We start from the raw sequence: 24,961 nt of genomic DNA on the forward strand, positions 1-24,961 counted from the left end.
CGGGCCGGTGGGCACCGGGTGGTCAGGCGCCCTGGCGGGGGGCGGGCACGTGCGGGACGACACCCCGCAGGTGGGTGAGCACCACCGGGTCGATCCGCCCCGGCACGAGGCGTTCCTCCAGGTTCTCCAGCCCCGCCCAGGAGATCAGCGCCGCCTCCGGCCCGGTGTGGCCCACCGGGTGACCCAGCGCGGTGAGCAGCGCCGCCACCTCGTCGGCGACCGCTCCGCTCAGGTCGAGCAGCGTCGCCGGGTCGGGCCGACTGAACAGCATCGTGTGCACGGCCAGCAGCCGACCGAGCTCGGTGACCGGCTCGGGATGGTCGTCCACCCGCAGGTCGACCACCACGTCGCTGGTGCCGCCGTACCCTCCGCCGCGCTCGACCACCAGCAGGCCGGCGCTCTGCTGGCCGCGCCGGTCCCCGCCGGCCTCGTCACCGGCGCGCAGCGCGGCGACCAGCCGCTCGGCGAACGGCAGCGCCGAGGAGGCCAGCCACGCCTCGCCGATCGCGTCGACCACCTCCGGGCCGGTCAGGATGTTGCCCTGCGCGGCCCAACCGTCGCCGGTGCGCCCGCCGGCCCACGGGTGGCAGGCGGGGCCTGTCCAGCTCGCGCCCTGCCCACTGGCGTCCACCACGCCGAGCTGCCGGTGCTGCCGCTCGGGGTCGGCGGCGACCAGGCCGGCCACCACGTCGGTGGCGGCCACCCCGGTGCGCAGCAACGTGAGCCCCTGCGGGCGGTAGGCGAGGTTGACGTGCGCCTGGGTGGCCAGCGCCCCGACCTCGGCCTGCGCGGCCGGCACCAGCGCTCCGGCGGCGAGGAACTTGCTGGCCACGACGACGCCGTGGCGGCGGCCGTCGGCGGAGCGGGCGACGAGGGAGAAGGTCACTCGCCGAGACTAGCCGGCCCGCTCGGGTACGCGATGCCTCAGAACGGCGTCGCGGCGGCCTCCGGCGGCGCGCCGCGCGCCCGGCGGCGTCGGCGACCGCGACGCCGTCCAGAGCGCCCGCAGCAACAGCAGCGTCTTGCCGCTGCCGGTGATCGCCGCCGGGACCGGCTCCAGGTGTCCTGCCGCCCTGGAATCCATGGTCAGCGGCCTGCGCCGGTGCTCCTCCGGTCCACCTGGCAGTCGTAGCACCGCCGCCAGCACGGGCGGCTGCGAACCGGCGATTCCGCCCACCGGGGGGATCTTGCTCATCGGCACCGTCAACGGGCACGATCGATCGGTGACGAATCGATGGGGCATTACGGTACCGATGGGTGGGGTCCCACTGGCCGACCACCAGGCGATCTACGCGACGCTCGATCGCGCCGGGTTCACCGACGTGTGGTCGTCCGAGGTCGCCGGGGCCGACGCGTTCACCCCACTGGCCCTCGCCGCGGCGTGGCAGCCGCAGCTACGGCTGGGCACCGCGATCACCCCGGTCTTCACCCGTGGCCCCGGCCTGCTCGCGATGAGCGCGGCGGCGCTGGCCGAGGCGGCCCCGGGCAGGTTCGCGCTCGGCATCGGCGCGTCCTCGCCGGTGCTCGTGCGGGACTGGAACGCGGTGCGGTTCGACGAGCCGTTCCGGCGTACCCGCGACGTGCTGCGTTTCCTGCGGGCCGCGCTGCGCGGTGAGACGGTGGACGAGGTCTACGACACCTTCACGGTGCGTCGGTTCAGCCTCGAACGCCCACCGACGGTGCCGCCGCCGATCCTGCTCGCCGCGCTGCGCCCGGGGATGCTCCGGCTCGCCGGCGCCGAGGCCGACGGGGTCATCCTCAACTGGCTCAGCGCCGACGACGTGCCGCAGACCCTCGCCGAGCTGGGCGAGCGCCGGGCCGGCTTCGAGGTCGCCGCGCGGATCTTCGTCTGCCCCACCCAGGACGCCGCGTACGCCCGCACGCTCGGCCGCCGGCTGATCACCAGCTACCTGACCGTGCCGGCGTACGCCGAGTTCCATCGCTGGCTCGGCCGGGACGAGGCGCTCGCTCCGATGTGGGAGGCGTGGGCGGCCGGTGACCGGCGCGGCGCGGGCGCGGCGGTGCCCGACGAGGTGGTCGACGCCCTGGTGCTGCACGGCTCACCCGAGCGGTGCCGTGCCCAGGTGCGCCGCTACGCCGAGGCGGGTGTGGACGTGCCGATCCTCGCGCTGCTGCCCACCCCGGAGGTGACCGCCGGCGGCGTGGCCGCGCTGACGACCCTCATCGCCCAGTTGGGCACCGAGCCGGTGGGAGCGTCCGCGTGAACCTGACCGACCGGATCGTGGTGGTCACCGGGGGCGCCGGTGGCATCGGGGCGGCCCTGTCGCGCCGCTTCTCCGTCGAGGGCGCGGCCGCCGTGGTCGTCGCCGACCTGGACGCCGAGGCCGCGCAGACCGTGGCCGAGGGCATCGGCCCGGTGGCGTACGCCGCCACCCTCGACGTCACCGACGAGGCCCAGGTCCGGGCGCTCGTCGACGACACCGAGCGCCGCTTCGGCCGCATCGACCTGTTCTGCGCCAACGCCGGGGTCACCACCGGCGGGGGAGTGGAGGTCGATGACGCGGGCTGGGACCGGGCGTGGCGGGTCAACGTGCTCGCCCACGTCTACTCGGCCCGGGCGGTGTTGCCCGGCATGCTCGCCCGCGGCGGCGGCCACCTGCTGCACACCTGCTCTGCGGCGGGGGTGCTGACCGCGGTGGGCGACGCCGCGTACACCGCCACCAAGCACGCCTCGGTGGGTTTCGCCGAGTGGCTGGCCGTCGCCTATCGGGACCGGGGCATCCGGGTCAGCGCCCTCTGCCCGCAGGGGGTGGACACCCCGATGCTCGCCGACGGTATCGCCGAGGGGCACCTCGGCGCCCGGGTGGTCGCCGCGTCCGGCGCCGTGCTCACCCCGGACCAGGTGGCCGACGCGACCATCGCCGGGCTGGCCGAGGAGCGGTTCCTGATCCTGCCGCACCCGGAGGTCGCCGACTACGCCCGCCGCCGTGCCGAGGACCCGGACGGCTGGCAGGCCGGCATGCGCAAACTCGTCCGCCGCCTGACGACCTGACCGGGCGCCTCCCCCCGGTGTCGTCCTGGTCCTGCTACGGCGAATCGTCACCTTTGAGGCTTCGAGTCGCTCGCGGTAGTGGTCGGCCGTCGCTTGGGTTGTCGGTGACGGTGCCAGTTCGACCAGTGCCTCAGACCGCCGGTGCGACGGATTTCTCCGGATCGCAGTCGTAGACGGCATCGGACAGGAGTTTCAGGTGTGGCACGTGGTCGCGCATGTGGATCTGTAGGCCGGCGATGGCATTGGCCCACTGTGCTCTCTGGTCCGGGCTGATTTTGCCTCTGTTGGCCTCGACAAACTTTTTGGCGGTTTCGAACTCCCCGGACTTTATTTGTTTGATCATGTCGAGCATGGAGACGGTCACCGACACAGCGTTCGGTTCGCCGCCGACCGCGGTGACCATCGCGGTCAGCCGGGCAGTGCTGAGGCCACCAACCGCCGTCCCGAATTGCCCGGCGGCCTCCAATTGCCCCACCGAGGTGAGCAGCGTGGCTGGGCGATCCGCCTCGGTGGCAGCGGCATAGTCGAAGGCGATGTCGGCATGGTCGGACGTGCCGAGATCCAGGACGGGAGCGAACACGCTCAACGCCGGTTCATTAGGCAGCCGTTGGATCATCCGCTCGACGTGGACGAGGTTGGTGGCCATCTGCTCCGCCGACCATTGCCCCCGCAGCCTGTGGAAGATGTCGCGGCTGGCCCGTAGGTCAGCCGTCCAGATCAGCTCGCCAAGGTCGTCATCGACCCGGGCGACGGCGTCGGTGGGGAGGGCCAGTGTGACCGCGGCGTCCAAGACGGCGGGGGAGATGTCCGGCCAGATGGCGTCCGACGTGATGGTCCGGCCGTCAGGCCGTGCGGTCGTGGCCTTCCACCGGTAGTCGAGATGAGCGTCGACCATGCCGGCCTTCTCCAGCGTCGGGTGCAGCACTGCGGCGCCGTACTTCACCACCACGTCGAGCACCGAGTCGATCGAGGCGAAGGTGACCACGAGCGGTAGCAGATGACGCTGGGCGAGCTGCTCCAGCAGATTGTTCAGGATGGACAGTCCGGGCGCGGGTGCGGGCCGACCGATCTGCGGAGTGTCCAGTAAAATCATCGGGCGTTCGCCGGTGGCGGCCCTCGTCAGCACCGTGAGCAGCGCTGCCGATACGTTCACTCCGCCGTTGGCGGAGATGACGTAGACCTCGCCGTGCCTGGTGACGGATCGGGGCAGCTGCATCGACCACCGGGGTGCAGCGGGCGCCGCGGCCTCGACGACATCCTGCGGGTGCTGCGCCGCCGGTGCGTCGGGGATCTGTTCGGGGGCCGATTCACTGCCCATGGTGTCAGTGGTCGGCACCGTGAGATCTGCGGTGAGCAGAGCGTCCACGCTGCTCGCCTGACCGACGCCGTCGAGGACGAGAAACTCGGTGTCGGGATGGGCGAGCTGGGCGGCGAGGTCCCCGTCGAGCTGCGCGACCTGCTCGAACAACCCGGGTCGCTGGGTGTCCACCACACGCGGCACCGGACCCCCCCCACGACTGTCGGCGAAGAGCCAGTACACGTGACCATGTGTCGCGTCAGCCGGGCGCACATGCACCAGCACCATGGCGTTCGGGGTGGAGGTGAGAGCCTGCCACAGCGACTCGGGCCGCACCATCGCCGCAGGAACCAGCTCACCGCCGAGCGCCCGAGTCAGATCCCGCAGGTCCGTGGCCATGGAGAACTGGTCGTCCACTGTCGTGTTCGTCGCCCGGCCGTGCAGTGCGGCGAACGCGCCGAGCGCACGCACTAGGCAGTCCTGCCAGGCCACCGCGAGATCCGGTGGAACCGCCGCTGGCGAGGCGGGCGCGGAGACCTCAACCTCGTCGACCCACTGTGCGAGGCGATCCGGGGACGTACCCGCCTCCGCCGAGAACAGCAGCGTCCGGAGGGCCGAATACCACGGGGCATGCGGGGAGGACAGGTCGCCGCCGTGGGGCCGGTCGGACTCCACCGTCGACCCGGCCTCCCCGATCGGCGTGACCTTCGGCGAGACGGGCGCCGTCTCGGTGCCGACGTCGACCGTTGGCATCATGTTCGGAATCATCCCGGCCAGCTCGGACACGGTCGTGTCCAACTGCCGCTTTCGCGCGTGCCATTCCTGCTGGGCCCGTACGGACCGGGTCGCGGCGGCGGTGTTGTCCGCGTCCGCGACCTCCTCCTCGGTGGGCCACTCGGGGACGACTTCGGGTCCGGTCTGCCCGGTGCCGCGCCGCCGCTCCAACTCTGGGCCGAGCCGTTCCAACTCCAGCTCACGGCTCACCTGCTGCCATTCTTGGAACGCCTGACCGACCGCGAGCGCGTCCGAGTTCGCCTGCGCCAGCCGGGCCATCAACGCAACGTTGTCATTGATACCGAGGTGCCGGGCGGCATCCAGCAGATCCACCAGAACCTGCGTCGACTCGGGCAGGGTGACCTTCACCGCCGCGTAGCTGTCACCCCACGCGTGCGGCACCTTCGCCACGAGGATGATCTCCTCGGTCCACTCGATCAACGCGCCCGGCGGACGGCCGTACGACAGGACGGTCTCGCTGGAGCCGCCGTGCGCCGCGCCGGCACCGGACCCCGCCGGCCCGCCACTCCACGACGCCCCCTCACCGCCGATCCGGTACGCCGTCGGATCCCTTACGTCACTGGCCCCGAAAGCGTCCGCAACCCGCTCACTCTGTGTCTGTCTCGGCGCCGGCCCCTGGTTGTTCGTGTCAGCCTCGGCGGCTTCCTCCTTCACTCCGCCGACCTGCTGCGCGCCAGCGCCAGCGAACGCGGTGGAATCCATCCGGCTCGTCGCGGCACTGACCCCGTCCATGGTGACCCGGAAGCGTCGTACATCGCGGTAGTAGGGCGGGACGACGTGGGCGAGCCGCGCGTGGCCCACCCGGCTGTAGACCGTGAGGGTCAGTCGGCTTCCGGCGATGTGCGGATCCTCGACCGGGATCTCGATCGGATTGGCGATCCGCCGACGGGTCATCCCCCAAAGTGCGGTCTGTCCGAGTGCGGTGACCAACTGATGAGCAGTACTGCCACCGAGCCTCGTCACCCGGCCGGGAGCTCCGGCGAGGTGCAGCGCCCGCGCCGCCGCGGCCTGGACCAGAGCCGCCCCCCGGAAATCGACCACCTGGTACTGCTCCGGCAGCGTCAACGAGGCGCGTTCCCCGGGGACCAGCTCTAGCCTGCCTGTCTGCCAGCTCAGCAGTTCCACCTGCGAGGGTACGCGCGGCAGAGCCACGATGGTCGGATCCGGCAACGGCCGCTGCGGCGTGGCGGCCACCGTGTACAGGTGGTCGGCAAACTTCTCGACCTTCAGGTCATGCCCGATCCGTAGCGGCGCGCCCAGCTCCTTACCGGCGTGATAGGCGCGCAGCTCGATGGTGACCCGTTGACGTACCTCGGCCCACGGGCCGACCAGCTCGACAATGGTCAGGTGCTGGTCGGTGACGGACTTCATCCGGTTGGCAGTGGCCAACGTGCCACCCAGGGCACCGATATCCCCCGTGCCGGTTCGCTCGCCGTCTCGCCCACCCGCGCCGCCCGGCTGAAAGCCGTACAGGTCGGTCCGGGTGTGGGCGACGGCGGACAGTTCGCTGTGGGTGTACGAGCCAAAAACGTCCATCTCGTGGTTCTTCTGATTCGCGACGACCCGGTGGACCGACGGTTCGGTCAGCGGCCCGTCCTCATCCGCCGCCAGCACCTGCATCAGCACCTGCACGTGGTCGCGGCCGACCGCGCCCGGATAGGTGAGCAGGATGGAGATCGCCCCGTCGGCGGCCGCCCCCCAGTGGCCGGCGATGAACTCAACGCTTGTCTGGTCCAACACCGCCGCGGTGTTCGCCAGGCCGGCCTCGTCGTCCTGAATGCCCCGGAGCCCGTCGCCCCATTCGACGAACTGCGGGAGCCGGAGCCCGCGCAGCCACCTGAGGATCGTGGCACCCAGCCGCGGGAGGTCCGCGTGCCGGCCCGCACCGAGGTTGCGCGGCGGGGCGGGAAGTGGACCCGCGGGTAGGGTGAACGGTGGTTGGAACACCCTGTTCGCCAATAGCGGCGCCTGCAACGCCGGTTCGCTTGCGGTCGCCGTTCGCGGCCTGTCGAGAACGCCGCTGTGCCGGGCGTTGTCCTCCATGACCAGGCCGTGTACGGTGCCATCGGTGACCAGGCGGCTGGCCTCGTACCGCTTCGACGGGCCGACCGCCTGCGGGTTGATCAGCACGGCGTGGACGACGAATCGGACCCGCGCCACCAGCGGCACCGTCAACCCGTTGCCCGGGTCCCACGCGTCGACGCGTTCCACTCCGGCGCTGAACGCCACTGTCTTAGCACGGGTGCGCCGCATGGTCAGTCGCCGGGCCGCCTGACCTCCGAGGGAGCTGGTGCCAACCGCCCCGCTGAACCCCAGGCCGGCGGAGACGGCGAACTCACCCCCCTTCGCGCGGGAGGCGCTGACACTGGTCACGCCGGCGCGGGAGTGCTCACCACCGTGGTTCACCACGCCCAGCGGACCCGGCCGGGCCTTGTCGACGACCGCCTGGAGGAAGACCGCGCCGTGGACCGTCGGGCTACCGATGATCTCGCCGAGGTCGTGCAGACGGATCGCCCGGCGGGAGATGCTGGGCAGGATGGCCGTCAACCGGTCCGGGCTGACCTGCCGGTACAGCTGCAGATACGACTTACTGCCCGGTGTGACCACCCCAACGCGGGTGCCCCGCTCGTACGCGCCGTCCTCGACCATCAACCGGCGAGCTTCGACAACGGCCCGCTGGATCGCCAGCACCAGTTCGTTGGATCCGTGTACGTAGGAGACGCTGTCCCAGTCGAAAACGCGGTCACCCTCCACGTGCAGGTTGGCGGGTTGGCCGGCCAAGTCCCCCGGAGTCAGCGTGATGTCGCTGATCGCCGGCGTTGGTAGCGGAGATTCGGTGGTCCGGTGCAGCTGGTCGGCGCCCAGCGTCAGGTCCTTGGAGACGGTGAACGCCAACCACTGCTGGAAGGTCCCCAGATCACCACGGGCCAACGACTTCGCGTCGGGCGTGCTGTCCCGCGATCGACGCCACAGGTTTCGGAGCACGCCGGTCGCCTCGTCGAGGGCGTGCAGCTCGACGGTGAACCGGAGCTCGTCGGCGAAGAGCGCTTGCGCGTTGTCTCCCAGATCCAGCCAGACCTCCTCGCTGCCGCTGCCCATCTGAGTCCGGCGACGTGTCAGGTACCGGGCGCGAACACCCGAGTGGACGACCCGGGCGACCCGAGCGTCGAGGTCCGGGCCGAGACTCGTGGACATCGCCGTGGCGACGCGTGTATTGACCTCCATGGCTTGGCGTCGGCGTACCGGGGTCTTGGGGAGCTTTCGCGCCCGGTGCAGCACGCTCCGCGACAGCGGGGTTGGTCCGGGCGCGTCCGGCACCACCTGGCTTGCCGCGTCCTGCTCCGCCGGTTCGTCCACGATCTTGTCGAGTTGCCCGTCATCAAGCTCCGGGGCGGTACGGTTCTCATCCCGCACGCCGAGGTACTCCGGCTCGTCGTCCGGCCGGACCCGGTCTGCCCGGATCGTCAGGGTCAGACCGAGTCGCCGGCTGGTGTCCGGCAGCTCCAGCCGAATCACGACCTGGCCGGCGGTGAGGCTGAGGAATTCGGCGGCGAGGCGACTCGGTCCACTCTCGACGGCGAGGCTTTCGTCGTTGACCAGGGCATCCATGACCTGCTGGATCACGGCCTTCTTGGTTCGCGGCGCGTTCCAGTTCGGCAGCACGGCACGGAAGTCGGCGTTCTCGGGTAGCGCCAGGATCTGCCGCACCTTCGCCGCGACGCTGTCCGCGATCATTTCGGCGCCGAAGATGGTGGCTTGGCCGGTCCGCAGGCGGCCACCCTCCCACATGTATCTCTGGAGGTGCCGAGTCTCGCGGCGCTCCACCATGGTCCGGAGCCGGGCGATCATCTGCGCGTCCGGTCGCTCCGTCTCGACGAGGGCGACCGGCGCGGCCGCGCTGCGGTGGGCCGGTGCCGGTTCGTCGGGCACGGCTTGCGGTGTCGGCGTCAGTTCGTCGGGCACGGCTTGCGGTGTCGGCGTCAGTACCAGTTCCGCCAGGGCATCGGCCGGGGCGATCTCGGGGCGGCCGGTCACCTCCTCGGTGATCGGTTCCGGGCCGGCTGCGAGGATGCCGTCCTCCGTCGCCAAACCCACGGTACCCGCGGCGGGTATGTGCGTTGCGGCGGTTACCGCCCGGTATACGCCGGCTGGCACTTCCTCGAGAGCTGTGACGTCCACCCTCCGGCTCGCGGGCGTCTTCCCACGGGTCACCCAGAAACGGAGTCCGCTCCGGTACGTGGCCCGGGAGAGGGTCATGTCATAGCGGGTCTCGACCAACACCGTCGGGACCGTGATTTCCTGCCCCACCCGGCTGTTCGTTGTCAGCGACGAGACGGTGCTGGCGGTGCTGGCGCGCATGAACGTCGTGGGCGCCACGTTCACCCGCGTGAACGGAAGCCGCATCCCGATCGCCGGCCGCACTCGTAGACCGGAGGTCGTCTCGGTGGTTCCGCTGGACTCGGCGAAGAACGTGGGCTGTTGTCGCAGCCGGGCGTCGCCGTCCGGTGTGCCGAGCAGTCGCATCGAGGTCAGCCGTGGTCTCGCGGCCAATCCAGCCGCGGCCGTAGGCATGCCGATCCACTCTCGGCTCGCCACCGTCTGCGGCGCTCGGGTGCCGATGAGCAGCCGGATCAGCTCAGACGGGGACCACTTGTCGCGGACCGCCTGCCGTGTCCCGCTGCCCGGCTCGACCACGGGTACGTCGCTCAACAGGTCCACCGCGTGCTGGGCGGCGTTGCCGTCGCCGATCACCTGCAATGGGAACCGGTTCGACGACAACAGCGCACGGGCCCCGTCATCCAGCGGAAACGGCGCGGCATTCTGATCCGCGAGATCCATCAACGCGAACCTCTTGGTGATCCGGAACCAGCGGGGCCCGAGGTCCTCGTCGACCGGCGTCGCTTCCGGCTGATCCAGCCGCAGCCGGAGAGTCACCCCAGCTGCCACCAGGTAGGACTCGCGGTCTCCGTACACCACCTGGTAGTCGACAGCCGTGCCCGACGTGCCGCCGCTGTGGGTGGGGCGGGCGTCGAAGACGCCGGCCGACACCGACACGGGAACCCCCGCCAGCTCGAACGGCACCGTCGCATGCCACAGCCCGCGCTGTCGAGACTGGCGGTTCTGGTCGCTGGTCACCCGGTCCCGGCGGGACTGGGTCATCTGGTTGCCCTGCTCTCGACTCACCTGGTCACCGACCACCGGAGTCGGCACCAACTCGACCCAGACCGTTCGGTACTTCTTCCGGCGCCACCATGGTCGCCCCGCGACCGGGAGGTCGAACGCGCGATGGGAGTGCAGGAAGGTGGCCGGCTGCTCAGCCAACGCCCGCAGCAGCGGATCGTCCTCCTTCACCCGCAGACCCAGCCGTGTCAACGCGTCGGTGGCCGCCCTCGCGAATCCTGCGGACCAGCCCTCGTAGTCGACAGGCGTGGCCGGGGTGTTGAGCAATAGCGGCAGGCGCGCGACGACCGCACGAACCCTGTCCGCCGTCTCCGCGTCGGCCTCCTCGACCAACGACCAGACCGGGTCGGGACCGGCCGGCACGCTGTCGGAGACTGTGCCCACCTCCGAGCCGACCGGCTCGGTCGACGGGGTGGCGACCTCAGCGACGGCGGCCGGCGTTCGGGTCGGCGGTGCCGGTGTGAGGTGGGGACGAGCCGTCGCCGGCACACCGTCGGCGAACGTCTGAGCCGGCTGACCAGGACGAGAGGTGGTCAACAGGCCAGTCGGTCGTCGGCTCGTGGGAGCCGGGCCGAGCAGGGCCTGCACGGTTCGAGCGCGCGAACCCGATTCGAGCGCGCCGCGCCGGGTCGCCGGGACAGCCAGCAGCGCCTCGTGGGTGGTCGGCTGGCCAGCCGGATCCAGCAGCAGCACCTGGGCGCCGGGGGTAGCCAATGCCTGGCCCCACGCGTCCGAGGCCGTGCCCGGTGCGGCGGCGGGCCGACGCATCGAACCGGCCACGCAGGGATCGACGTACCGGGGCACGACCACCCCATCGCGATCCTCGGCGACCAGCCAGAACACCCGGTCCGGCTCACCCGGCACCCGAATCAGGGCACTCGATCCGGCCACCCGGCGGACCGCCTGATAGATGAGCCGGGCATCGCCCATCGGGGCGAACGTGCCACCCATCGCAGCCGCCAACCCGGCCGGATCAGGCCGTAAGAGAAGATCGGCGGGGATGGGACCGTTCGCGACCCGGCCGTGCAGGACGGCGAAGACGGCGAGGGCGGCGACCAGGCTGTCCGGGGTGGTCATCGGCGCAGCCGCCGCCGAGGGCTCCACCGTGGCGATCCACCGTGCCAACCGGGAGATCGACGACCCCGGCGTCGACGTCCGCGCGACAAGTGCCTCCACTCCCGCCGATCGCAGAATCTCCCAACCGCGGTCCGAGATGCTCGACTGGTCTTCCCGGGTTCTCGTGCGGCTCAACGGCGGCACTGAGCCAGCGGATGCCTCAATCACCCTCGCTGCGGCGTCCGGTCCGGCCAAGCCGCCTGCTTGCAACGTCTCCAGATGCCCGTTGAGCAGGAGCGCCAGCTCTGTCCGGGCTATTCGGACAGCCGTCCGCTCCTGGTACCGCCGCCGCGCCGGCGGTTGCTGATCGCCATCCGACGTCTGTGGTGAGGTCCAGGCCGCCGGGGCGTCGACGACCACCGTGGTCGGTCGGAACGCCTCCGGGGCGACGGTCGCAGCCACGTCCAGCCCATCGGGCCGCTCGGGCGACGTCGGCGCCATGGCCTCCGTGCGGGCGGACGCACTGGCGCGAACCGCCGCGACGGGGTACGTCACGGCGACGTCCTGCGGCAGGGCCGCCGGGTACTCGGTGACGAGATGACGAGCCGGTGTCACCAGCACATATTCTTCAGCGCCCGGAGCGGCACCGGGTCCCTGGCCGCCGACCCGAACGACCCGATCGCTGTCGGTACCGGCGACTGTCGCGGCAGGCAGACGCACCGGCAGACCGAGCGCGTCGGCACGGGCGATCGCCCCGGCCAGATCAAGACCGGCCAGGGTCGACGCCGACGGGGTTTCCACCATCCGCGCGACGACCGCCAGCGGCTGCGCCATCAGCGCGGCCAGACCGGCCGGGGACGCGAGCACATTCGCGGCCACGTGAACCAGATGCACGCCGGCTAAGCGCTCAGCGGCTATGACCTCTTCCGGGACCGGACTCGAGTCCAGACTGAGGTATTGTCCCGATCGCACCCAGGTGGTATGGAACTCGGGGCACGCCAACCCGGTCTTCGCCGTCACGGTCACCTCCTGGCCCGGAGGATAACGGCTCACTTTTTCAATCAGGTGACGAACGGTCGCAGTTTGCGGTCCGAACGGCACCCTGGTTGTCGTCCGGCAGGCCTGCGTTCCGCAGGTTTCCGCGCAGCTGCCCACAACGAGTGGGACCCGGTGGCCAGGGCGTCCAAGATTCGGGTGCTGTACTCCTTCGGCCGTGAGGACGTCGCTGGCGTGCGCCGGCTGGCCGAGGCCCTGTCACGGCTGCTGGACCCGGTCGACGCCTGATCACCGTCGGGAACGGCGGGCGCGGCGCAGCGGAGCGGGGTGCACGGACCAGAGCAGGCGACGCCACCAGGGGCGGGCCGCCCGCAGCGTCGTCACGTAGCCGGCGGCCACCTCGGCGGCGCGCGCCGCCTGGTATTCCGTCGCGGTGCCGGGGGCGAAGCCCACCTGGTTGAGCAGCGTCGCCAGCTCGTCGACAGCGGGATCGGCAGCCGCCTCCACGCCGGTCCGCGGACCGCTCGTGCCCCGGCTCCGGGCGTCCGCGAGGGCCTGCCGGGCGCGCCCGGCCACCTCGGTGGCCGCCAGGTCGTCGCCGACCGGCCGGCCAGCCAGCCGCAACGCGTCGGTCACCTCCCGCCAGGCGCCCGCGACGCGTTGGCCGGGGTCACCCCGCACCAGGCGGTCGCGGGTGAGTACGCGGCGCATCGCCAGCAGGGTGAGCAGCAGCGCCCCCACCACCAGCAGCAGAGACCCGCTGCCGCCCGCCACCAGCACCGGCGTGGACACGCCACCGCGCGCGGAAGGCCCGTCGGGAGCGGCCACCGGCTCCGGCGACGCCGTCGGCTCCACGGTGGGCGCGGGAACCTCCGACGGCGGCGGGTCCTCGGGCGTGGGGCGGAAGTCCTCCTCCACCGGCCGCGGCTCGTTCTCCGGTTGGGGCAGCGGGTTGAACGCCACCCAACCCAACCCGTCGAAGAGCACCTCCGGCCAGGCGTACGCGTCACCGGCCCGCACCGGCCCCTGACCACCCGAGGAGAAGCCGACCACCACCCGCGTCGGCAGCCCGGAGAGCCTGCCGAGCACCGCGAACGCCGCAGCGAACTGCTCCGACGTGCCCCGCTGCCCGCCACCGTTGCGCGGGCCGAAGAGGAAGAAGGCCAGGTTCGGGTACGCGTGCCCGCTCGGCGCGTCGGCGACCACCCGGTAGTGCTCGCCCAGGAACTGTTCGATCGCCGCGGCCCGCGCGTACGGGGCACCGTTCTCCTCGGCGAGCTGGGTCGCCAGCCGGCGCATCGGGTCCGGCACCCCGTCGGCGACCCGCAGCACCCGTACCACCTCCTCGCCGGCGGGCACGTTCGCGGTGGCCAGCAGGTTGTCGTCCGGGCGCTCCCGGGCCGACGTCACCGCGTACCGCAGCCCCGGCGTCAGCCCCTCCGGCCGGATCAGCGTCCCCGTGGCCGGGTCGTACGCCACCCGCGCGCCGCTGACCTCGCGGGGCGTCGCCGCGGCCGGGAGGAGCCGCCCGGTCAGCTCCGCCACGGTGATCTCCTGCCGGACGGTCTCCACCGTGCTGTCCCGGGCCGGCTCGCTGGCCGGCAGGATCCGCCCCGCGTTGCGGTACGTCGCGCCGACCCGCCAGGTGATCCCGTCGTAGTCGCTGAGCACCGCCAGCCGGATCCGCGCACCGGGGGCGGCCTTCGGGTCGTCGGTTTTGCCCGCGGGCGGGGCCGCGCCCAGCGTGTTCACGTCGAGGAGTTTCTGCTCCGGGTGCAGCGCCCACCCGGAGATCCGGATCAGGGGGTTCTCGTCGAGTGTCTGCACCTGCGGCGGCTCCACGTACCGGCGCGGGTCGATCGGCCGCCCGTCGACCTGACCGGCGACCACCGGGCCGAGCAGCGCGACCAGACCGATCACCAGGGCGACGCCGAGCGCCGCCGACACCGCGAGCCGAAGTCGCACCGCCGCGCGTACCCCGGGGGCCAGGCCGGCTGCCGGATCGCCGCCGGCCGGCGACGCGCCGGTCGGCGCGGCCAGCCCGACCGCCGCGACCGCGACGAACGCCACCGTCGCCCCGATCGCCGGCTCGGCGTTGGGACCGACCACGTAGAGGGCCGCGGCGTAGAGCCCCGCCGCCGGCAGGTAGCCGAGCAGCACCCGGCCGGTGCGCAACGCCACCTCCGCCCCGGCGAGACCGGCCAGCCAGGCCGCCACCACCGGCACCAGCACCGTGTCCGGTGTCGGCTCCACCGGGATCATCGCGGTGAGCAGGCGGGGAATGCCGTTGCGCGCCGCGTCCGCGCTCACCTCCAGAAGGCTGCCCGGCAGGTCGGCGCGGGCGGCGGCCAGGCGCAGCGACCACAGTGTCCAACCGGCCAGCGCCGCCATCGACACCGGTGCGACCAGCCACGACGGCAGCCGCCGGGCGGCCACGCTGACCAGCACCGAGCCCACCGCCGCGCCGATCACCAGCCGGGTCAGCAGGTCGCCCGCGTACACCCGGCCGAGCACCACCCCGGCGAGCGCCGTGAGCACGATGAGCGTCAGCGGCACGACCTCCGCCCGCAGCGCGCGTATCACCCGCCCTGCGGCGCTCGGGCCGCCGGCCGCCGGCGGCGTCTGCCGTGGGGCCGCCGTCTCCTCCGGCGGCGCGATGCCCGTCACCACCGGCGTACCCCGTCCCACTCGGCGGCGAACTGCGCGCCGTCCGCCGCGTCGACCACCACCAGGCCCGCCGTGCCCGCCGGCGTCGGGTCGGCCGCGCCGAAGACCCCGACCAGCACCGACGGGTACGCGCCGCGTAGCGCCCCCACGTGCCCCAACCCGTCCCGCCCACCGGGGCCGGTCAGGAAGATCAGCGTGTCGCCGAGTCGGTCCTGGCGCAGCCGGGTGGTGACGGCGCGCAACGCGTCGTCCTCATCGGACAGTCCGGCGGCGGCGAGCCGGTCCAGCGGCCCGAGCGCAGGGCCGTCCCCGCCGTCCCCCTGCTCCGGGCCGACCAGCAGCAGCACCACCGGCAGGTCCGCGCGGTGCGCCGCGGTGACGACCGACGCCGCCGCCTCGCACGCGGACTCGAACGACTCGGCCACCCCGCCGGAGCGGTGCGGGTGCGCGGCGGCGCGATTGTCCAGGAGGACGATCAGGCGGGGCAGGCTCGTGTCCACGTTCTCGCGCACCATCAGCTCACCGACCCGGGCGCTCGTGCGCCAGTGCACCCGCCGCAGATCGTCGCCGACCACGTACTCCCGCAGCGAGTCGAACGTGATCGACCCGTGCGGCACCCCGTCCACCCGGCCGTCGAGGCTGCGGCCCGCGCCCGTCGGCACCGCCGACAGCGGGTGAATCCGGGGGTGCACCCAGACCGGGGCCGTCTCCCCGTACGGGCGGGCGAGCGCCACCAGGCCCAGCGGGTCGCACCGGGTCACCCGCAGCGGACCGACCGCCACCACCCCACGGCGGTCGGTCGGCACGTCGTAGCGGACCTCGGTGTCCCGACCGGGACGCAGGCGCAGCAGTGGCACCGGCACCGCGCGGCTCCCGCACCGGTCCTCGGCCAGCAGGTTCGCCGACCGCAGCCGACCGGTGTTGCGAACCGTCAACGTCATGCTCGCCGGCTCCCCGCGCGCGACCCGGTCCGGATTGGCCCGGCGCGCGACCACCAGCCGGGGTCGCCAGGCCGCCGTCAGTGCCGCGTAGCCGACAGCCGCGCCGGCCGCCGCGCCCAACAACGTCAACTCGGGGTACGCGAACCGGAAACCCGCCCCCAGCAACACGACGGCGGCGACGAGCAGCCCGACTCCCCGGGCGGTGATCCCCATGGCGCTGCTGCCGGTCAGCCCTGCACCGGGGCGGGGTGCCCCGACGGCAGCGGCACCGGCACCGAGGCGACGGCCTGGCGCAGCACCTCCGCGGCGGTCACCCCGCGCACCTGCGCGTCCGGGGTCAACAACAGTCGGTGCGCGAACACCGGCTCGGTCAGCGTCTTCAGGTCCTCCGGCATGATCCAGCCCCGCCCGTCGATCAGCGCGTACGCGCACGCCGCCCGTGTCAACGCGATCACACCCCGGGGGCTGACTCCGACGCGTACCTGCGGATGGGTACGGGTCGCGGCGGCCAGTCGGACCGCGTACGCGTAGAGCGGCTCGGCGATGTGCACCCGGCGCGCCATCCGAACCATCTCCCCGACGGTCGCCGTGTCGGTGATCGGGGCGAGCGCCTCGGGGGAGCGGACCGTCGCGCCGCGCAGCACCTCCACCTCGACCGCCTCGTCCGGGTAGCCGACGGACAGCTTCACCAGGAAGCGGTCGAGCTGCGCCTCGGGCAACCGGTAGGTGCCGTCCATCTCCACCGGGTTCTGCGTCGCGACCACCAGGAACGGCGCGGGCACCGGATGCCGCACCCCGTCCACGGTGACCGTGTGCTCCTCCATTACCTCCAGCAGCGCCGACTGGGTCTTCGGCGACGCCCGGTTGATCTCGTCGGCGATCACGATGTTGGCGAACACCGGCCCCGGGTGGAACTCGAAGTCCCGGCTCGCCTGGTTGAAGATCGTCACGCCGGACACGTCCGAGGGCAGCAGGTCGGGCGTGAACTGGATACGTCGCCACTGACCCTTGACGGTCGCGGCGATGGCCCGCGCCAGGGTCGTCTTACCGACCCCCGGCACGTCCTCCAGCAGCACGTGCCCCTGGGCGAACAGCGCCGTCAGCGCCAGCCGGACCACCTGCGGCTTGCCGAGCACCACCGCGTTGACGTTCTCGGCCAGCCGGGCGGCCAGGGCGGCGAAGCCCTGCACCTCCGGCTGGGTGAGCGGCTCGTGGGTGTTCACGGTCGGCGGTGCTCCTCGGCTGGTGGTTCAGCAGGTGGGCAGGACGTTGATGTTGTCGCCGCCCTCCAGGTTGAGCCAGGCCCACGGGATGTAGTTCTTCCCCTTGTAGTTGACCTGCACCCACCAGGTGCTGCGCTTGTCGTTGTTGTAGATGTAGGCGTAGACCTCTTCGCCCGACTTCTTGCAGTACGCCTGCAAGCGTTGGCCGTTGGGTACCCAGCCCGCCTGCCGGTCGTTGTCCTGCCGCGGGACCTCGAAGATCTCGTTGCCGTTGCGTTCTCCGGGGATCTCCCGCGTGCAGTAGCTCGCCTCCGGGCCGGACGCGCCGTTGCGGCACGTCGCGATCCCGTACAGCGGCTCGGTGCTGTCCGCCCGCTCAGCGGTGCCCCTACCCGCGGCGTTGCTGGCGGTCACCGTGAACGTGTACGCCGTGCCCGGCGTCAGGCCCGTCATCGTGATGCTGGAACACGCCCCCGCCTTCGCCGGCTCACCCGACGTGCTGAGCGAGCAGGTGGCCCTGCCGCCGCCCGCGTCCACGGTGAACGTGACAGTCGCCGACGTGGCCGTCGCCGACGAACCGGTGACCGTGACCCGGGGCGCGGCGACCGTGCGGGCCGTGGCGGTGGCCTCCGGGCCGGGCCCGGCCTCGTTGACCGCCTTCACCTTCACGGTGACGTTCTGGCCGTTGCCCAGCCCGGTGACGGTCGTGCGCGTCTCGGTCACCTCGCTGGTCTTGCCAGCGACGTCCACCTGGTACTTCGTCACCGGCCGGCCGTTCGCCTCCGCCGGCGACCACTGCACCGTGACCGCGCCCGGCTGGTCGGCGACCGTACCGGCCTGCAGGTCGAGCGGCCGACCTGGCGCCGCGAACGGCACCACCGTGTTGCTGACCGGCGACGCCGCCGAACCGGCGCCCTTGTTGTTGACCGCCACGACGGTGAACGCGTACTGGGTGCCGTACTCCAGCTCACCGGCCGGCACCACCAGCTCGGTCTTGGTCGACTCGCCGGCCGGCGCGTTCGTCCCCGCCGACGTGGCCGTCACCGCGTACTTGACGATCTTGTTGCCCTGCGCGTTCGCGGCCGGCCACTTCACCACCACCGTGCCGTCCGCCCGCTCCTGCGCCGTGACGCTGGCCGGCGGATCGGGCACCGCGGCGGTCGGGGTGACCGGGTTGCTGCTGCGCGCCGGGCCGTCACCCTTGGCGTTCACGGCGTGCACCGCGAAACGGTACGTCTCGCCGTTGGTCAGCCCCTTGACCTCCACCGAACGCTGGTTGGCGCCCACCTCCAGGCGCTGACCGGCGCCCTGCACGACGTACTTGATGATCTCGGCGCCGTTCGCGGCGGCCGGCCGCCAACTAACCCGGGCCTGGGCGTTGCCGGCGGCGGCCGTGACGCTGCGCGGCGCGCTCGGCTTGCTCACCCGGGGCTTCTTCGGCGGAGGCGGCGGCGGGGGCGCCGGCGGCGGATCGCCGCCCAGCACGTCGTTGGCGTACTTGTCGACCTCGCGCACCTGGTGCTTGTCGTCCACCACCCGGGCCGTCGCCGAGTCGGGCGAGTTGATGAAGAGGTGGTTTTCCCGCACCTCCATCTCGAGCGGCCCGTTCGCCCTGCCCTTGATGGTGTCGACCAACTGGCCACCCGCGTCGAAGGAGTAGATGGTGCCGGTCGCCTCGTCGGCGCAGTAGAACCGGTCGGCCCACGCCACCGCCGGGTTCAGCCGGTCGCCGCTGCCCGGCACCGTGAACGCCCGCTCCTCACCGACATCACCCACCACCAGCACTCGCCGCTCGGCCGGCACCGTCACCGGCACCCGCGGCCCGGAGGTGCGGGCCGGCAACGCCGCCGGGCCGGGCAGCGTCAGCGGCGTCAGGCGTACCTCGCCACGCTGCACCCGCACCAGCCTGCCGGCCGTCCGGTCGAGCACCGCCACCCCGTCGTCCAGGGTGGAGACCACCAGCTCGTGGCTGGGGTCGGCCACGTCGTACGTCTCGACCCGCTCCGGACTGATCCCAGCGCCGGCGGGCGCGGCCGAGGCCGGCGCGGACGGCAACTTCGCGGCGGTGACCGCCGAGACCGTGCCCTCGCTGGGCACCGCGATCCAGAGCCGGCCCTCGCCGTCGAACGTGCCACCGGTGATGCCCGGCGGATAGCGCACCGGCTCGCCCACCGGGCTCAACGACCGCGGGTCGAGCTGCCGCACGATGCCCTGCACGGCGTCGACGACGAACGCCGAATCCTCGTGCAGGGCGACGCTCACACCCAGGCCCGGCGTGGTCGGGGTGGTCGCCGTGAGCTGGAGGGTGGCCAGATCCAGGGAACTGATCTGCCCGGTCTGCAGATCACGCAGGATCAGCAGCCGGTCGGTCTGGGCGACCTGCATCGGGTGCCGTCGGGCACCGGGAACCTCGGTGCGAGTGTCCACCCGGGCGGTGACCCCGTTGACCCGGGCCAGCTCACTGCGCACCGCGCTCCAGAGCCAGGAACTCGCGTCGTAGTTGGCCACGGCGTTGTCCGCCGCGCCCAGCCCCAGGACGGTCAGCCCCATGGCGGCCAGCAGCGCGGTGACCGTGCCGACCGTCACCAGCCCGCCGCGCAGTCGGGACCGGGAACGGGGGGCGTCGGTCTGCTCGGCGTCGTCGATGCTGGCCACAGCCGGCTGCCTTCCCTGAGTCGTGGCAGGTGGTGTACGCCTCGCGGCGATCCCTCCCCTGAGCCGGGTGCCATCATATGGCCCGGCCGGGAACGGGGGAACCCGCACCGTCACCCCTGTGGATACCGAGCGTGCGCGGTGGACGCCCAGTTCAGCTCCACAATCGCCAATCCGACGGCGGCCAGCGCGAAGGCGTGGACCGTTCGCGTTGCCCCTGCGGCGGTCAGCTCGGCGGTGTGGACCGCTCGCGGTCGGTGCAGACCTGACCCGAGGTGGCGAAGCTGTCCGTGGAGTACACGGCCAGCACCGTGAAGCAGTAGTCCACCCGGGAGCTGAGCCCGTTGACCGTGTGACTGGTCCGCCCCGGCTCCACGGTGGCCATCACGCCGAGCGCCGATCCGGCCCGCCCACCCGCGACCATGAACGGCACCGCGCCGCCGGACGGATCGGTCCAGCTCAGCGTGATCGTCACGACGTCGTCGCGGAGTTTCAGGTCGCCGGGAGGGGGACCGGTCGCCGCAGGCGCCGCGGTCACGGGCACTCCGGGCGGAGGCGGCGCGTTGTCACGGCTCAACACCACCGCACCCAGCCCGGCGACTGCCACCAGGGCAACCCCGGCCGCCGTCGCCGCGCCGATCAGCGTCGCCCGGTTGCGGCCCGTCGAGCCACCCCCATCGGTGTACGCCTCCGGCGGGTAGTACTGCCCCGGGTACACCTCGTGGCTCTGCGGGGGATGCTGTCCCGGGTGCTGCTGAGCGGGCGGGTGCTGCTGAGCGGGCGGGTGCTGCTGAGCGGGCGGGTACTGCCCGGCGGGCGGGTACACGGGCGCGACCGGCGGTCGGTAGGGCGCGACCGGCCCCGGCACCAGGTCGTCCACCGGAGTCGACGCCGGGCTGCCGGGTCCACCTGCGACCGTCGCCGGGCTGCCGGGTCCACCCACGACCATCGCCGGCCCGTCGTGTCCGCTCCCGACCGGTGGCGGGCCGTCGTACCCGCCCGAGACGGGTCGGGTGGATGTCGTACGGGCCGGGCCGAGGTTCGGTGCCCAGGTAGGGGCAGCCGCAGCCGTGGCCGGCTCTCCGGTGTCGGGTCTGCTCGGCTGGGGGTTCGCCGGCCCGACGGCCGGGAACACCTCCGTCGACGCGGACGCGAACCCCGACGGCTCGCCGTGCACGGTGGACAGCGCCGCAGTGCTCCCGCCGCCCGATCCGGGCCGCTCGCCCACGGTTGCCTGCCCGTCCACGGTTGCCTGCCCGTCCACGATGGCCCCCGAACTCGCTGTGACCTCAGCGACCGGTGTGGCCTGCGTGTCCGTCGGCTCTGTCGCATCGCCGCCCGAGGCCGGCAGCGGTTGTGGAGGTGCGCTGCTGCTCCAAGGCGGGGCGGTCAGTCCCCAGGGCGGTGCGCTGACCGGAGGCGCCGATACCGGCTGACTGTGGCCGGGCGGCGCCGAGACGGGGTAGGGGTAACCGGGTGGTCCGGAGACGGGGCGACTCTGACTGGGTGGTGCGGACACGGGCAGGCCGGGTGGCCCGGACACGGGGAAGGTCTGGGCTGGCGGTCCGGATACGGGGTGGGGCGGTCCGGATACGGGGAAGGTCTGGGCTGGCGGTCCGGACACGGGGTTGGCGGGAGGCCCGGACACCGGGTGGGGCCGGGCGGGTGGTCCGAAGACGGGCTGGTCGTAGCCGGGCGGAGCGGACACCGGGCGACCGGGTTGCACGGCCGGCCCGGAGGCTGACGCCGAGGGCACGGGCGGACTGGGGATCGGCTGCGGCACCGCGGGCGTCGGGCGGAGTGCGTGGTGCGTGGGCGTGCCCAGCGGACCTGACGTCGTCGGGAACGCTCCCTCTGCCGTGACGGCTGCGCCGCTCGCTCCTGCCGCTGCGATCCGAGCGGCCTCCTCGGCCAGAAGTGGCTCAATCTGTCGTACCTGAATCGTGGGGTCGTCCCACCGCGGAGCCGGCGCCGGTGCCGACGGCGCGCTGGTGGGCGGTGCGACTGCGGACGGCGCGGTAGGCCGGTGCGCCGTGGCGTGCGGTACGGCGGTCGGCGGTGTCTGCGGCGGGTTGGCGGCCGGTCGGATCGGCTCGTCGTCCGTGCGCTGACGCGGCGGCGCGGGGGGAGGCTGTTGCCGGACGTGCGGCGTGGGCTGGACGGCGGCCCGAGGCGCTGGCACGACCGCTGGCCGGGGCGACGGTGCCGGCTGCTCGACCCGCTGACGCGGCGGCGTCGGCGGCGTGGCCGGTACCGGAGGGACGGCGGACGCGGGCGGCGTCGGACCGGCCGGGGTCGGGGGCTGCGGCGCCCAGGGTGACGCGGGCGTCGGCTGGCCGCCGGTCGCCGGTCGCATCGCGGCCAGGGTCGCCAGCGACACCGTCGGGCCGGACAGCGCCGACCGGACCCCGGAATCGGTCGTCGAGGCGTCGGACGTGGAGGTCGACGGCCCGACGGGCGACCGCTGCGGGGCGCGGCCAGCCTCGCCGAGGTACTCACGGGCGGCGCGTACGGCCGGGTGGTGCTCGCCGAGCACGGCGGGCCCGGCGCTGGCGACCCTGGTGTAGTTGCGGCGGGCCTCGTGCCTGTTACCCAGCTCCTCGGCGACCTCCGCCAGCTCGAAGGCGAGCGCGAGCATCGTCGGCTCGGAATGGTCCCAGCGCCGCTCGCCCGCCGCGAAGGCCTCCTCGAGCACCCGGCGGGCGGCGAGCGGGTCGTCGGCCTCGCGGTGCAGCCGGGCCAGCAGGTGCGCGGTGTGCAACGTCTCGGGATGGTCCTCGCTGTAAGGCGGACGAGCGGACCCGACAGCATCCGCGAGCAACTGCCGGGCGGCGTCGAGGTCGCCCGCCGCGCGCAGCGCGAGGGCCCGTTGCTGTACGGGGGCCAGGGGAGAGGGATGGGACACAGGGCAATGCTGCCGTCACGGGGCCGCCGACGCTACCCGGGCCTGCGCTCAAGCCGGCTGTGGTGACCCTGGGTGGTGGTGTGAGCAGCGGCGGGAGGGTGATGTGCATGATCCACGAGCGCCGTGTACAGTAACTCCCCGTGCGGCCCGCTGGGCCGGCCTTCGGATGCAAGATCATCTGGGTCGGCGAGGTAGGCTGAACGAGCAAGTCCGGGTGGCGGAATGGCAGACGCGCTAGCTTGAGGTGCTAGTGCCCGTATAGGGCGTGGGGGTTCAAGTCCCCCCTCGGACACAGATTTGAAGCATCCCTGCTGTACTTGACGTACTGGTGGTCAAGCTCGCTTGACCACGCGGATCGCATCTTCGCGACAGTCCCGACGGATGCGACGCTCGGCGGCGGTGATCGCCGTGGTTGAAGTGACAGTGGCTCCGCTCATCCCGCCGTCGACGCCCGAGCAGGGCCAGGGGACGGGCCGGCGGCTAGGCGCATTGCGGCGTCCCCCACTGCCCCTGCCTGACCTCCCAATCCCTCGGGCCGGCTCGTCGGTCTACGGCCTGGCTGCCATCGATGTCAGTGGTCGGATCGCTGATCGTATGATCGTCCGCGCTCTCGGATGGGGCTGCGGCACCCGTCTTCATATCTACGAGAGCGCCGGGCTCATCGTCGTCCGTCTGGACCCGCAGGGCGTCTTCACTCTGACGGGTCAAGGTCATCTTCATCTGCCGGCAGCCGTTCGAAAATGGTGCGGCCTCAAGCCGGGCGACCGGTTGTTGCTGGCGGCGGACCGCGATGGTGGCGTGCTTGTCGTGCATCCACCCGCGGCCTTGGACGCGGTGGTCGCTCAGATTCACGCTGCTGCTTTCGGCGGTGAACAGCATGAGTGACACGGCGAGCCAGGCCGAACTGGATGCCGCTCGGTTGTTGCTCGCGAGGATGGGCATCTCGCCCGCTGATCTCATTGAGGCGGCGACGAAGCGTCCGCAAGCGCCGACGTTCGCAGATTACGTACCGATCGTGTCGGCGGCGGTCAGCGATGGAACCCGGCGTGCCTACGGATCGTATTGGAAGCGGGTCTTGCAACAGTGGGGGCAGAGGCGACTCAATGAACCGACCCCGTCGGAGATCGAGCAGCTTGCGGAGTACGTGAAGACGCACGTGGTAGCTCGGCGAAACGCACGAGGTGGCCGAAGTGCGGCAGAGCATCTGATCGCCGCGCTGCGGTGCCTCTACCGGCGGGCGGTCGCTGACGGACACATCGCTGCGGCGGATAACCCGGCTCTCAAGGTAGCCAAGCCACGGCGCCTGCCCAGCACGAGGCGAGCAGTCGCCGACACACGCTTGGCAGAGATCAATGCCGTCGCCGCCAGCACAGGTGATGATCCGGCATTGGACAGTCTTCTGCTTCGGCTGCACACCGAGACGGCATGTCGTCGGGGTGGCGCGCTGGCACTTCGGCCGGTCGACCTGGACCCGGAACAATGCCTCATCCTTCTGCGGGAGAAGGGCGACACGGTGCGGTGGCAGCCGGTGTCTCCAACCCTCATGAGGCACTTGCAGTCGCATGCCGAGGAGCGGCATGTGACTGGGGCAGGGCAGTTGCTGCGGTATCGCAACGGGCGGCCCATCACGTACCGTCGCTACGACCATCTCTGGGTGCGGGTGGGCGAGCATCTTCAGTGGCCCGTGTACGTGCAGCAGATCAGTACGCACTGGCTGCGACACACGACCCTGACGTGGGTTGAGCGGAATTTTGGCTACGCAGTGGCCCGCGAGTACGCGGGCCATTCCGGCGGCGGCAGCGACGCCGGCACCACCACCACGTACGTTCGCGCGAGCCTCCACGAGGTTGCCGTCGCCTTGGCGGCGCTCACGGGCGAGCCCCATCCTCTAGCCTGACGTGAGCGGGTGGGTGCGCCCGGCCTGCCGTGCCGGGCGTATCCGCGCTCAGCTCCGAACTGGTCCAGCAGATGCCAGGCCGTCATGGGGGCCTGTACCGGCAGTTCGGGGTCAGTGCAGCCACTGCGACGTGCACTACCCCCGGTCCTTCAGGCATCGCTTCCCGGCCGCCAGCATCGATGCCCTGTTCTGCCGGTCCGGTGGACCGTGGCCGTTGACGACCCACGAAATTGGGGTGTAGAGGCCGACGCGCGGCACGACGGGCCTTCCCCCTTGATCTTGGACACTTGAACCTTGGATCGCGAGGTCCGGGTAGATCAGGAGTCCTGGAGCAGCAT

At 72.3% G+C, this 24,961-nt stretch carries 11 protein-coding genes, 1 tRNA gene and 2 pseudogenes; 5 read left to right on the plus strand and 9 right to left on the minus strand.

Annotation, left to right across the window (positions count from 1 at the left end; translation table 11 throughout):
• Nucleotides 1-22: 22 nt before the first annotated feature.
• A complete protein-coding gene (locus tag ACLQ24_RS14150) occupies nucleotides 23-886 on the minus strand; it encodes a DUF1028 domain-containing protein (RefSeq protein WP_425891865.1) in 864 nt (287 codons plus the stop codon).
• Nucleotides 887-895: 9 nt separating this feature from the next.
• On the minus strand, nucleotides 896-1,195 hold the full coding sequence (locus tag ACLQ24_RS14155; RefSeq protein ID WP_425891867.1) for a hypothetical protein: 300 nt from the start codon (nucleotides 1,193-1,195) through the stop codon (nucleotides 896-898).
• A 46-nt stretch (nucleotides 1,196-1,241) separates the two neighbouring features.
• On the opposite strand from ACLQ24_RS14155, the gene ACLQ24_RS14160 reads away from it, so the two are divergent.
• A complete protein-coding gene (locus tag ACLQ24_RS14160; RefSeq protein WP_425891881.1) occupies nucleotides 1,242-2,225 on the plus strand; it encodes an LLM class F420-dependent oxidoreductase in 984 nt (327 codons plus the stop codon).
• Nucleotides 2,222-3,013 (plus strand): SDR family oxidoreductase, encoded by a 792-nt coding sequence (locus tag ACLQ24_RS14165; protein WP_425891869.1) that lies wholly within the window; start codon nucleotides 2,222-2,224, stop codon nucleotides 3,011-3,013. Before ACLQ24_RS14160 ends, ACLQ24_RS14165 begins: the two co-directional genes overlap by 4 nt.
• Nucleotides 3,014-3,143: 130 nt before the next feature.
• Here the strand turns inward: ACLQ24_RS14165 and ACLQ24_RS14170 are convergent, their stop codons facing one another.
• The 7 genes and pseudogenes from ACLQ24_RS14170 to ACLQ24_RS14200 all read right to left on the minus strand — a co-directional run.
• Nucleotides 3,144-12,221, minus strand: a complete 9,078-nt coding sequence (locus ACLQ24_RS14170) for a hypothetical protein (protein ID WP_425891871.1) — start codon at nucleotides 12,219-12,221, stop codon at nucleotides 3,144-3,146.
• Between the two features lie 405 nt (nucleotides 12,222-12,626).
• Nucleotides 12,627-15,026: a transglutaminaseTgpA domain-containing protein gene (locus tag ACLQ24_RS14175; RefSeq protein WP_425891873.1), complete on the minus strand. Its 2,400-nt coding sequence runs from the start codon at nucleotides 15,024-15,026 to the stop codon at nucleotides 12,627-12,629.
• Nucleotides 15,002-16,159: a DUF58 domain-containing protein gene (locus ACLQ24_RS14180; RefSeq protein ID WP_425891874.1), complete on the minus strand. Its 1,158-nt coding sequence runs from the start codon at nucleotides 16,157-16,159 to the stop codon at nucleotides 15,002-15,004. Before ACLQ24_RS14180 ends, ACLQ24_RS14175 begins: the two co-directional genes overlap by 25 nt.
• 14 nt (nucleotides 16,160-16,173) lie before the next feature.
• The gene (locus tag ACLQ24_RS14185) at nucleotides 16,174-17,169 is read right to left on the minus strand and encodes an AAA family ATPase (RefSeq protein WP_425891876.1); all 996 of its coding nucleotides are present in this window, start codon (nucleotides 17,167-17,169) and stop codon (nucleotides 16,174-16,176) included.
• 27 nt (nucleotides 17,170-17,196) lie between these two features.
• The gene (locus ACLQ24_RS14190) at nucleotides 17,197-19,824 is read right to left on the minus strand and encodes a fibronectin type III domain-containing protein (protein ID WP_425891878.1); all 2,628 of its coding nucleotides are present in this window, start codon (nucleotides 19,822-19,824) and stop codon (nucleotides 17,197-17,199) included.
• A gap of 223 nt (nucleotides 19,825-20,047) precedes the next feature.
• Nucleotides 20,048-20,482, minus strand: a pseudogene (locus ACLQ24_RS14195) (fibronectin type III domain-containing protein); the annotation flags it as partial.
• Between the two features lie 2,070 nt (nucleotides 20,483-22,552).
• Nucleotides 22,553-22,726: pseudogene (locus tag ACLQ24_RS14200) on the minus strand (hypothetical protein); the annotation flags it as partial.
• A 208-nt stretch (nucleotides 22,727-22,934) separates the two neighbouring features.
• On the opposite strand from ACLQ24_RS14200, the gene ACLQ24_RS14205 reads away from it, so the two are divergent.
• From ACLQ24_RS14205 to ACLQ24_RS14215, 3 genes are all read left to right on the plus strand, one after another.
• Nucleotides 22,935-23,018: transfer RNA gene (locus ACLQ24_RS14205), tRNA-Leu, on the plus strand.
• An 89-nt stretch (nucleotides 23,019-23,107) separates the two neighbouring features.
• Entirely contained in the window at nucleotides 23,108-23,611 is a 504-nt protein-coding gene (locus tag ACLQ24_RS14210) for an AbrB/MazE/SpoVT family DNA-binding domain-containing protein (protein ID WP_425891884.1), read from the plus strand.
• Nucleotides 23,604-24,623: a tyrosine-type recombinase/integrase gene (locus ACLQ24_RS14215; protein ID WP_425891879.1), complete on the plus strand. Its 1,020-nt coding sequence runs from the start codon at nucleotides 23,604-23,606 to the stop codon at nucleotides 24,621-24,623. The genes ACLQ24_RS14210 and ACLQ24_RS14215 overlap by 8 nt, the downstream gene beginning before the upstream one ends.
• The last annotated feature ends 338 nt before the right edge of the window (nucleotides 24,624-24,961 follow it).

It is taken from the genome of Micromonospora sp. DT4 (assembly GCF_049841675.1).
GTDB lineage: Bacteria > Actinomycetota > Actinomycetes > Mycobacteriales > Micromonosporaceae > Micromonospora.